Annotated in this window: 12 protein-coding genes, 1 tRNA gene and 1 pseudogene; 10 read left to right on the forward strand and 4 right to left on the reverse strand. The window is 69.8% G+C overall.

Translation table 11 applies throughout. The features are described 5' to 3' along the window. Positions 1 to 564, reverse strand: a complete 564-nt coding sequence (gene phnH / locus RT91_RS09500; RefSeq protein ID WP_035187022.1) for a phosphonate C-P lyase system protein PhnH — start codon at positions 562 to 564, stop codon at positions 1 to 3. After that, positions 561 to 1,004 carry a phosphonate C-P lyase system protein PhnG gene (gene phnG, locus RT91_RS09505; protein ID WP_007421763.1) on the reverse strand — a complete coding sequence of 148 codons (444 nt, stop codon included), beginning with the start codon at positions 1,002 to 1,004 and terminating at the stop codon, positions 561 to 563. Before phnG ends, phnH begins: the two co-directional genes overlap by 4 nt. Before the next feature lie 633 nt (positions 1,005 to 1,637). On the opposite strand from phnG, the gene RT91_RS09510 reads away from it, so the two are divergent. Together RT91_RS09510 and RT91_RS09515 are read left to right on the forward strand one after the other, a co-directional pair. After that, a tRNA-Asn gene (locus tag RT91_RS09510) sits at positions 1,638 to 1,713 on the forward strand. A 65-nt stretch (positions 1,714 to 1,778) separates the two neighbouring features. Then, on the forward strand, positions 1,779 to 2,996 hold the full coding sequence (locus RT91_RS09515; RefSeq protein ID WP_007421764.1) for a TCR/Tet family MFS transporter: 1,218 nt from the start codon (positions 1,779 to 1,781) through the stop codon (positions 2,994 to 2,996). Here RT91_RS09515 and RT91_RS09520 read toward each other — a convergent pair. Continuing rightward, positions 2,954 to 4,042 carry a glycosyltransferase family 4 protein gene (locus RT91_RS09520; protein ID WP_035187024.1) on the reverse strand — a complete coding sequence of 363 codons (1,089 nt, stop codon included), beginning with the start codon at positions 4,040 to 4,042 and terminating at the stop codon, positions 2,954 to 2,956. The genes RT91_RS09515 and RT91_RS09520 overlap by 43 nt on opposite strands. Then, positions 4,039 to 5,172, reverse strand: a complete 1,134-nt coding sequence (locus RT91_RS09525) for a glycosyltransferase (RefSeq protein ID WP_240314250.1) — start codon at positions 5,170 to 5,172, stop codon at positions 4,039 to 4,041. The genes RT91_RS09520 and RT91_RS09525 overlap by 4 nt, the downstream gene beginning before the upstream one ends. A gap of 209 nt (positions 5,173 to 5,381) precedes the next feature. Between RT91_RS09525 and RT91_RS09530 the strand changes: the two genes are divergently transcribed. From RT91_RS09530 to RT91_RS09565, 8 genes and pseudogenes are all read left to right on the forward strand, one after another. Then, positions 5,382 to 6,131: a YebC/PmpR family DNA-binding transcriptional regulator gene (locus tag RT91_RS09530; protein ID WP_035187039.1), complete on the forward strand. Its 750-nt coding sequence runs from the start codon at positions 5,382 to 5,384 to the stop codon at positions 6,129 to 6,131. A gap of 38 nt (positions 6,132 to 6,169) precedes the next feature. Next, positions 6,170 to 6,673 carry a crossover junction endodeoxyribonuclease RuvC gene (gene ruvC / locus RT91_RS09535; protein ID WP_035187026.1) on the forward strand — a complete coding sequence of 168 codons (504 nt, stop codon included), beginning with the start codon at positions 6,170 to 6,172 and terminating at the stop codon, positions 6,671 to 6,673. After that, positions 6,670 to 7,284, forward strand: a complete 615-nt coding sequence (ruvA, locus tag RT91_RS09540; protein WP_012040399.1) for a Holliday junction branch migration protein RuvA — start codon at positions 6,670 to 6,672, stop codon at positions 7,282 to 7,284. The genes ruvC and ruvA overlap by 4 nt, the downstream gene beginning before the upstream one ends. Next, complete coding sequence (gene ruvB, locus RT91_RS09545; protein ID WP_012040398.1) at positions 7,281 to 8,324, forward strand: Holliday junction branch migration DNA helicase RuvB; 1,044 nt, start codon at positions 7,281 to 7,283, stop codon at positions 8,322 to 8,324. The genes ruvA and ruvB overlap by 4 nt, the downstream gene beginning before the upstream one ends. Continuing rightward, the gene (ybgC, locus tag RT91_RS09550) at positions 8,321 to 8,821 is read left to right on the forward strand and encodes a tol-pal system-associated acyl-CoA thioesterase (protein ID WP_035187028.1); all 501 of its coding nucleotides are present in this window, start codon (positions 8,321 to 8,323) and stop codon (positions 8,819 to 8,821) included. Before ruvB ends, ybgC begins: the two co-directional genes overlap by 4 nt. 2 nt (positions 8,822 to 8,823) lie before the next feature. Continuing rightward, positions 8,824 to 9,540 (forward strand): protein TolQ, encoded by a 717-nt coding sequence (gene tolQ / locus RT91_RS09555; RefSeq protein WP_007423683.1) that lies wholly within the window; start codon positions 8,824 to 8,826, stop codon positions 9,538 to 9,540. Positions 9,541 to 9,542: 2 nt separating this feature from the next. Further along, positions 9,543 to 9,986 (forward strand): protein TolR, encoded by a 444-nt coding sequence (gene tolR, locus RT91_RS09560; protein ID WP_007423682.1) that lies wholly within the window; start codon positions 9,543 to 9,545, stop codon positions 9,984 to 9,986. A 53-nt stretch (positions 9,987 to 10,039) separates the two neighbouring features. Further along, a pseudogene (locus RT91_RS09565) lies at positions 10,040 to 10,290 on the forward strand (hypothetical protein); the annotation flags it as partial.

Genomic DNA, 10,290 nt, shown 5'->3' on the forward strand with positions numbered 1-10,290 from the left:
TCAGGCCTCCTCGATGGACAGGCTGCGCGGCAGGGCAATCACGCGGTGGCCGGCGCAGAGCAGGACGTCGATGCCGCAAGGCGCGCGGCGCATCTGCGCCCGCCATTCGGCCACGAAGGCGCCATCCACCGGCAGCGGCACCGTCACCGGCGCCGCCAGGCCCGGCCCGGCCAGCCGGCAGCGGCGGCCGGCATCGAGGGCCGGAACATCGAGGATCAGGGTTGCGCCATCTTCCGGAACCTCGTCGCTGCCTTGTCGCAAAGACGCGAGGGCCGGCCGCGCGGCGGCGACGCAGAATGCGGCATCCGCCGGCGCGGCGAGCGGCGCGCCGGTGTGGAACGCCAGCCAGTCCCGCGCGGCGGCTTGTGCCGGCAGGGCGACGCCCGTCGCGGGATCGGCGAGGGTCAGAAGAACGGCGGCGGCGGCCGGCGAAAGCCCGGCGGGCGGTTCAACCACGTGGGGCAGCGCAACGATCCGGCCCGGGGCGCCAAACGCGGTGAGCAGGGCGCGAAAACAGGCCTGTGCCGCCAGAGGCGATGCGAATCCGGGCTCAAGGCGGGTCATGGCAGATCGCCCCGCATCGTCGAGAGGGTGAAGAAGCGCACTTCCGTCGCCGCGGCGCGGGCCTCGGCCGCCGCCCGGCGCGCAGTCTGCGCCGCCGCCAGCGGCACGACGACCGCTTCATGGTAGAGCGGATGAAGCGCCTCGTCCTGCAATACCGCGTCCAGCCTGGCGATCAGTTCGACGAGATCGCGGTCACGCCCCGCCGCGTAGCCGTGGCCGATGCGGCCCGCCTCGTCGCGGATGCTGCAACGGGCGATCGTCATCTCTCCGAGATTGAATGGGGGGCCGCCGCCGCCGATCCGCCCGCGCACCATCGACATGCCGATTTCCGGGCCGCGCAGCCTCACGAAGCCGGCCAAAGGCGGCACGGCGGCGAGGCAGGCCGCCAGTTCAGCACATGTCGCCCGGGCGAGGACGCCAAGCCATGCGGCGCGGGACATATCAGGCATCTCTCATAAATAGATATCTATACAAGTTGTTCGCCCAGAGCCTAGCTCCGTCCGCCCCGGTTTGTCCATCCGCCTTGTGTGACGTCCTCGCGAAACCTGCGGCCCGATACCGCCCGGACCTGCGCGCCAGCCGGCATGACCGGACGCTCCGGCATCCGGCCCTTTGCAGAGCGCATGCTGTTGAGTATACACTTTGTCCGTTGGCCCTCTGTCGGAATGGTAGACGAACGCGACTCATCGTAAATTGGGTGCCCGGGTGGAAATGCCCGGCGTAGAACCGCTCAAAGTCGGGGAAGGCTTCACTGCTAATCCCGAGCCAAGCCCGGAAACGGGAAGGTGTAGAGACTGGACGGGCGGCACCTAAACCTCCGGCGAAAGCCGGGGTATGGTGAAGGGACAGTCCAGACCACGAACCCGCATGGGGCGGCGAAAGCCGAAGTGGTACGAAAATCGCGCGCCCTTGCGGGCATCCCGGTTCGAGTCCGGGGAGGGCCACCACCTTTTTTCTCCGTCTCTTCTTCATCGCCACCTCTCGCCGGCGGCCGGCCCGTCGATCGGGCAGGGCCGATATGAACAGACCCTGTTGCCATTCTCCACGGGCTTGGCTATGAGGCGCTTCACGGTTCCCGGATAGCTCAGCTGGTAGAGCAAGCGGCTGTTAACCGCTCGGTCGTAGGTTCGAGTCCTACTCCGGGAGCCAGACTTCCCCTTCCGGTTCGAATCAGTCTACCCGCCCTCTGCTGAACGGGATGGATCGATCTCACCATGGGGTTCATTTTCGCGGTTCTCGTCATCGATTCGATCGGTTTCGGCCTCATCGCGCCGATTCTGCCCGATCTCGTCGAGAAGCTGTCCGCAACACCCGCCTCGCACGCGGCCCTCTGGGTCGGCGTGCTGAGCATGACCTTCGCGGCGACGCAGTTCTTCGCCGCCCCGGTGCTCGGCCAGCTGAGCGACCGGTTCGGCCGCCGCCGCCTCATTCTCGTTTCCCTCGCCGGGAGTGCGGCGAACTATCTGCTCCTCGCCTTCGCGCCCAACCTGCTCTGGCTGTTCGTCGGCCGGCTGATCGCCGGTGCGACGGCCGGCAACGTCTCGGCCGCCAGCGCGTATATCGCCGACATCACCCCGCCGGAACGGCGCGCCCAGCGTTTCGGCCTGATCGGCGCCGCGTTCGGGCTCGGCTTCACCACCGGGCCGGTGATCGGCGGGTTTCTCGGCGCGATCGATCTGCGGTTGCCCTTTCTGGTCTCGGCCGGGCTGGTCGCGGTGAACGTGGTCTACGGTATTTTCGTCCTGCCCGAATCGCTGCCGCCGGAGCGGCGGCGGCCGTTTCGCCTGCGGGAAGCGACACCGCTCGGCGCCATGCGGCTGCTCACCACCGTGCCGCGCCTCTGGCGCCTCGCCGCGGCGTGGAGCGTGCGATGGTTCGGCCTCGGGGCGATCCAGGCGGTTTTTGTACTCTATGCCTCGTTGCGCTTCGGCTGGGGGCCGCGCGAGAACGGCATCTTCTTCGCATGCACCGGCATCGCGTCGACGCTCGTGCAGTTCGGTCTGGTCCGCCGGGCCGTGACACTGCTTGGCGAACGCGGCGCCGCCTTTGTCGGCTTCGCCTGCAACGCGGCCGCCTACATGATCTTCGGCGTTGCGCCGACCGCTTCGTGGCTGTTCGCCGGGGTGGGGCTGATGGCGCTGGGCTCGATCGCCAATCCGGCGATCCGCAGCATGCTCTCGCGCGCAGCACCGGCGGACCAGCAGGGGCGGATGAACGGCGCGCTCTCCTCCATCGAGGGGCTGACGGCAATCGTCGCGCCGCTGACCGGGGCTGCCGTGTTCGAGGCGTTCAGCGGCGTCCTGCCGTGGCGGTTTCCGGGCGCGCCGTTCGTGATGGTGGCGGTGATGCTGGCCGGCGCCGCAATGCTGGTCTGGTCGGTGAAGCCGGTTCAGGCCGCGCCCGAAATCGCGCCCAGCCCGGCGCGCAACTGAGCCGCCATCGCCGTCCATGCCGCCATCGGATCGGCGGCGGGCGTCGGCCCCGGCGTGAAGCGCCGGTCGCGCCAGCGCCGAAGGGCATCGGCCAGCGCGCCGGCATCCGGCGGACAGAGGATCGCCTGCGGCGCGTCGCGCAGTTGCTCGGCAAGGCCGCCGACATCGGTGGCGATCACCTGGCGGCCCAGGGCGAGCGCCGCCGCCGCCACGCCGGACTGGCTCGCCTGCCGGTAGGGCAGCACCAGCGCATCCGAATCGCCGATCAGTTGCGCCAGTTCGGCCTCGGGAATCCAGCGCCGGTCGACCACGACATGCGGCATCGCGCCGAGGCGACCGAGTTCGGCGGAATCCGGGCCATCGCCCGCCACCTTGAGAATGAACCCGGGATCGGGGCCGAGATCCGCCATCGCCTGGCACAGCAGGTCGAGCCCCTTGTAGGGCAGCAGCCGGCCGAACATCAGCAGCCGCGGCCGGCCGCCATGGGCGAAGGGCGGGGCCGGCATCGCGCCGTCGCCCACCGGCATCGGCGGATGCGTGAGGGTGAGAACCCGCTGGCCGGGGCGGACCGCGCCGGCATTGTGCAACTCGTCGGTCACCGCCTGGCTGAGCGTGGCCAGCAGCGCCGCGCCGCGCAGCAGCCGCGCCTGATCCACCAGCCGGAAGCTCAGGCTTTCGCCGGGGTGCGAGACCGCGTCGTGCACGATGATCCCGTAAGGCACGCGCAGATTGGCGACCATCAGCCGGTCGAGCACCGCGGGCATGGCGCAGAGCGCCACATCCGGTGCGAGACGGTCGAGTTCCGCCCGAACGCGGCGCCCGGCGAGGGGCAGGGTGAGTAGCCGCGCCAGCGCGCCGGCGGCGCTCGAATAGGTCGGGTAGCGCCAGGCGCAGTCCGGCGCATCCGCCGCGCCGAGGATTTCCGCCTCGGCCGAGAGCGACAGCACCGATTCGGTCGCCGGCAGGCGGCCGAGTGCCGCATGGAGCAGGGCGGCGAAGCGCGGCCCGGCGCCGCGCCGTCCCCATTGCCAGGTGAGAATCCTCATCGGATGCCGGAGGCGGCGAGCGCGTCGCGCACCGGCGCGTCTCCCAGCGCGCGCATCGCGGTCTCGCGCCCGCGCGCGGCGAGTGCGGCCCGCGCGGAGGGATCGTCGGCCAGTTGCCGGAGCAGCGCCGCCGCATGCCCGGCGTCCGGCTCCGCCCAGCGGCTGCCCTCCAGCCGGTAAGTGCCGCGCGGGTCGTTCACCGGCACCAGATCGTATTTCACAAGGCCAGCGCTGTCCGCGTCCATGAAGCTCATGTTGCCGGACCAGCCGGTGGTCACCACCGGGCGGCCGAGCAGCATCGCGGTGGCCGGGATGAGGCCGAACCCCTCGGCGCGATGCAGCGACATCACGATGTCGCTCGCCGCGATGAGGCCGCGCAGGGCGGGCTCGGGAATGGTCTCGTCGATCACCCGGATGTTCGGCGCATCCGCGACCATCGCCCGGATCTCCGCGAGGTCCTCGGGATACAGCGAGGTGCCGGACAGTTTGAGCACCAGCATCCGGTCGCGGCGGTCGCCGAAGGCGGCGCGGAAGGCGCGGATGGCGCCCTCGGGGTTCTTGCGCACGCGGCTGGACGCGAGATTGAACACGACCAGCACCACCAGCGCGCCGTCGGGCAGGCCGAAATCGGCGCGTCCGCCCTCGACCGGGCGCGGTGGCAGGGCGGCGAGCGGATAGGGCACGACGCGCACGCGGCCCGGCGCCAGGGGCTCGAACGCCTCGGCGCAGAAGGCGGACGGCGCCCAGATCTCGTGGACGAATTTCGCCCCCACGTGCCAGGCGGCCGGCACCGCCGGCAGTTCCCACACGAAGAGACCGATGACCCGGCGGCCCCGCATCAGCGCGCGCGGCCAGCGGGCGAGGCCGACGGGCAGGATCGGCGCGTTCACCACCGCGAGCATCGCGGCATCGGCGGGCGGCAGCGCGCCCGGCGCGGGGGTGACGCTGGGCAGGCCGAGCTGGAGCGTGCCGCGCCCCACGCCGATCTGACGGAACACCGTGTCCATGATCCGGCTGGTCTCGGCGAGGCCGTTCGCCCCGTCGATATCGCCGGCCACCACGATGCCCTCGCTCGCCGCCGGCGGCAGGCGATCCGGCCGGCCGGCGATGAGGCCCGCCACCCGCGTCATCGCGCGGCGGCGCGTCTCGGCGGGCAGCAGCCGTCATGCGCGATGCGCCAGCCCCAGCGACGCACTCTCCATCCATCCCCCGATCATGACCGCAAAAACGGGTCGCCGATGGGGCATATCAAATTCGGGCCGGACATGGTATCGCCGGCCGCGACCAAACTTCCGGGACGCGCGCGGGCGCGCACCGGCGATGAATCATGGATTTTCTGATGGCCGGACATTCGCAATTCAAGAACATCATGCACCGCAAGGGCGCGCAGGATGCGCGGCGCGCCAGGCAGTTCGCCAAGCTGATCCGCGAGATCACCGTCTCGGCCAAGACCGGCCTGCCCGACCCGGCAGCGAACCCGCGGCTGCGCGCGGCCTGCGCCGCCGCCCGCCAGGCGAACATGCCGCGCGACACGATCGAGCGGGCGATCAAGAAGGCGGCGGGCGGCGCCGGCGGTGACGATTACGTGGAGGTGCGCTACGAGGGTTACGGCCCGTCCGGGATCGCGATCATCGTCGAGGCGCTGACCGACAACCGCAACCGCACGGCCTCCGACGTGCGGGCGGCCTTCTCGAAACATGGCGGCGCGCTGGGCGAGACCAATTCCGTCGCCTTCATGTTCGACCGGATCGGCCTGATCCGCTATCCGACCGCGGCCGCCAGCGCGGACGACATGCTCGAAGCCGCGATCGAGGCCGGGGCGGACGACGTGCAGAGCACCGACGAGGGCCACGAGATCATCTGCGCGGTGGAAAACTTCTTCGCCGTGCGCGACGCGATGGAGCAGAAATTCGGCGAGCCCGAAGCCGCGAAGCTCGACTGGCGGCCGACCACCACCACGCCGCTCGACGAGGAGGCCGCCCGCAGCGTGATGAAGCTGATCGACGCGCTCGAGGAGAGCGACGACGTGCAGAGCGTCTACGCCAATTTCGAGATTCCCGACGACGTGATGCAGGCACTGTCCGCCTGACCGGACGGGGGGCGCGGAATCCTTTATAGTCCGTGAGCATGCCGATTCGCGCGCGCATCATCGGGATCGATCCCGGCCTTCGCTTCACCGGCTTCGGCATCATCGACGCCGATGGCAACCGGCTGCGGCATGTCGCCGACGGGGTGATCGCGACCGACGGCGCGGCGGCGGTGGCGGAGCGGCTGCATACGCTCGACGCCGCCCTCGCCCGGCTGCTCGCGACCTATGCGCCCGACCATGCGGCGGTCGAGGAAACCTATGTCAACCGCAACGCGACCGCGACGCTCAAGCTCGGCTATGCCCGCGGCGTCGCCCTGCTCGCCCCGGCGCGGGCGGGAATCGCGGTCGCCGAATACGGCGCCAAGACGGTGAAGCGCGCCGTGGTCGGCACCGGGGCCGCGGAAAAGGACCAGGTCGCCCTCATGGTGCGCCGCCTGCTGCCGGGGGCGGCGATCACCCGCGCCGATGCGGCGGATGCACTCGCCGTCGCCATCTGCCATGCGCATCATCTCGCCACCGCCAGCCGGGTGCCGGCGGCATGATCGGGCGGCTCTGCGGCACGGCCGAGCAGATCGAGGACGGGCGCTGCCTGATCGATGTGAGCGGCGTCGGCTACGTGGTGTTCTGCTCCGCGCGCAGCCTGGCCGCCTTGCCGGCGCCGCCGGCGCGCGCGACGCTGCTCGTCGAAACCCAGGTCCGCGAGGATGCGATCACCCTGTTCGGCTTCATCGATGCCGCCGAGCGCGACTGGTTCCGCCTGCTCACCACCATTCAGGGCGTGGGCGCGAAAGTGGCGCTCAACCTGCTTTCGGCGCTGCCGCCGGACCAGCTCGCCAGCGCCATCGCCGCGAGCGACCGGGGGGCGATCACCCGTGCGCCCGGCGTCGGCCCAAAGCTTGCCGCAAGGCTGATTTCCGAGCTGCGCGAGCGGATTGCCGCAATGCCGACCGGCTCGGCCTTCATCCCGACCGGAACGGCCCCGCCCGTCGCTCCGCCGCAGGGGAAGCTGGCCGACGCGCTTTCGGCCCTGGTCAATCTCGGCTACCGCCGTGCCGAAGCAGAGGCGGCCCTTTCCGCGGTGCAGGCGGAGGCCGGCGAGGACGCGGCGCTGGATGAGCTGATCCGCGGCGGGCTGCGGCGGCTCGCCCGATGAGCGGCGCGGAAGACCGGGCGCTGCTCTCCGGCGCGCGCGATGCCGAGGACGGGCCGGAAGCCGCCCTGCGGCCGCAAACTCTCGCGGAATTCACGGGGCAGAAAGCAAGCCGAGAAAATCTTGCGATATTCATCGCCGCGGCGCGCGGCCGGGGCGAATCGCTCGACCATGTGCTGCTGCACGGCCCGCCGGGGCTGGGCAAGACCACGCTGGCGCAGATCATCGCGCGCGAGATGGGGGTTGGTTTCCGGGCGACCTCGGGGCCGATCATCCAGAAATCGGGCGATCTGGCGGCCATCCTGACCAACCTGCAACCGAGGGACGTTCTGTTCATCGACGAGATTCATCGCCTGCAGCCCTCGATCGAGGAGGTTCTCTATCCCGCGATGGAGGATTTCGTGCTCGACCTGATCATCGGCGAGGGGCCCGGGGCGCGATCGGTGCGGATCGACCTGCCGCGGTTCACGCTGATCGGCGCGACCACGCGTTCCGGCCTGCTCGCCAATCCGTTGCGCGACCGGTTCGGCATTCCGCTCCGGCTCGTCTTCTACACGCCGGAGGAACTGACCCTGATCGTCACCCGCGCCGCCACGCTGCTGGAGATGGACATCACGGCGGATGGCGCGGCGGAAATCGCCCGCCGCTCGCGCGGGACACCGCGGATCGCCGGCCGGCTGACGCGGCGGGTGCGTGACTTCGCCGCCGTCGCGGGCACGGCGAGGGTCGACCGCGCGGCGGCCGACGCGGCGCTGACGCGGCTCGACGTCGATCAGCGCGGGCTCGATGCGATGGACCGGCGCTATCTCCGCCGCATCGCCGAGCACCACAATGGCGGGCCGGTCGGTATCGAGACCCTGGCCGCGGCACTGTCCGAACCGCGCGACACGCTCGAAGACGTGATCGAGCCCTTTCTCATCCAGGAGGGGTTCGTGATCCGCACCCCGCGCGGTCGAATGCTCGGGCGCGAGGCCTGGGCGCATCTCGGCCTGCTGCCGCCCACCGCTGCTCCCGGCCAGTCGGATCTGCCGTTCGACCCATGAACGACGTCTCGAACATGCTGGAAAATGCGCTTCGCGGCGGCGAGCACCGGCTCGACGTGCGAATCTATTTCGAGGATACCGATGCGGGCGGCATCGTCTATCACGCCAATTATCTGCGTTACGCCGAGCGGGCGCGGTCGGAAGCCCTGCGTTCGCTGGGGATGCCACACGCGGAAATGGTAGATGTCCACGACCGGATGTTCGTAGTGCACCGCGCGGAAATCGACTATGAGCGGCCCGCGCGACTCGATGATCTGATCACCGTCGTGACCCGTGTGCGGCAGGTTGCCGCCGCGCGTGTCGCGCTGGACCAGACGATCCGGCGCGACGCCATTACGCTGGTGCGAATCAGGCTGCAGCTCGCCTGCGTCGATCGGGCGAGCGGGAGAGCGGCGCGCCTGCCGGCGGAGATGCGCGCCGCCCTCGTGCGGATGCACGATGACGCTGTCGCGGGCGGCAAAACAGAAGACGGCCTGGCGGCCGTGGAAGGGGACTGAACGTGGATCAGGCTGTGAATACTGCCGGGCTCGCGGCGCCTGGCACCAACCTCTCGCTGCTGGGCATGTTCCTGCATGCGGGTTTCGTGGTGCAGGTCGTCATCGTGCTGCTGCTTGCGGCCAGCGTCTGGGTGTGGGCGATCATCATCGAGAAGTCGCTCAGCATCCGCCGCGTCAACCGCGAGGCCAACGCGTTCGAGGACAAGTTCTGGTCCGGCCGCAGCCTGGATGAGCTTTACGACCAGGAAGGCGCGGAACCGGGCCATCCGATGGCGGCCGTTTTCGGCGCCGCCATGGGCGAATGGCGCCGTTCCAGCCGGATCGCGGGCGCCGACGTGGTGCGCTCCAGCGTCGCCGAACGGATCGACCGGGCGATGGGCGTCACGACGATGCGGGAAATGGAACGCCTTGAACGCTACATGGTGTTTCTGGCCTCGATCGGCGCGGTGGCCCCGTTCGTCGGCCTGTTCGGCACGGTCTGGGGCATCATGCACTCGTTCTCGGCGATCGCGGCGATGCACAACACCAATCTCGCCGTTGTCGCGCCCGGCATCGCCGAAGCGCTGTTCGCCACCGCGATCGGCCTCGTCGCGGCCATTCCGGCCGTGCTTGCCTACAACAAGCTGTCGACCGATCTTGCCCGCCTGGCCGCGCGCCTCGAGGCCTTCGGCGCCGAGTTCAGCGCGATCCTCTCCCGCCAGGCCGAGGAGCGCACCTGACCATGGCCGGCGGTCTGCTCGATCGGAAATCCGGCGGAAGGCGCGGTCGTTACCGGCCCATGGCGGAAATCAACGTCACCCCCCTCGTCGACGTGATGCTCGTCTTGCTGATCATCTTCATGATCACGGCGCCGCTCATCACCTCCGGCGTCACCGTCAATTTGCCGCACGCCAACGCGAAGCCGGTCAATACCGACGCGACGCCGATCACCATCTCGGTGAAGGCTGATGGCTCGGTGTATCTGCAGAACTCGTCGGTCCAGCTCGACAATCTGGTTTCGACGCTGCAACAGATCGCCAAGCACAACACCGACCGCCGCATCTTCGTGCGTGGAGACACGGCAGTGCCCTACGGCACGATGCTGAAGGTGATGGCCACGATCACCAATGGCGGGTTCACCAAGGTCGCGCTGCTCGCCCAGCAGCCGACGGCCACGAAACGCTGAGCCAGCCGGAACGGGATCACCGGCAGGCGGATGGATTGAGACGGGATCGACCCATGGAACCTGAGCTTCGGCGCGGTGCGATCGTCTCGGGAATCGCTCATCTGGCGATCATTCTCCTGCTCGTCGCCGTCCTGCCGACGGAGAAGCTGAACGCCCCGCCTTCCGAGGCAGTCGATGTCACGCTGGTTGGCAACGCGGCGCCGCAGCAGGCGCTCCACAAGGGCAAGGTGGCGGCGCCGGCGGACACGAAGGTGGTCCACAAGGCCCATCTTGCCGTCCAGAAACCCAAGCCTCAGCCGAAGGT

The sequence above is a fragment of the Acidiphilium sp. JA12-A1 genome, assembly GCF_000724705.2.
In the GTDB taxonomy this organism is placed as follows: Bacteria; Pseudomonadota; Alphaproteobacteria; order Acetobacterales; family Acetobacteraceae; genus Acidiphilium; species Acidiphilium multivorum.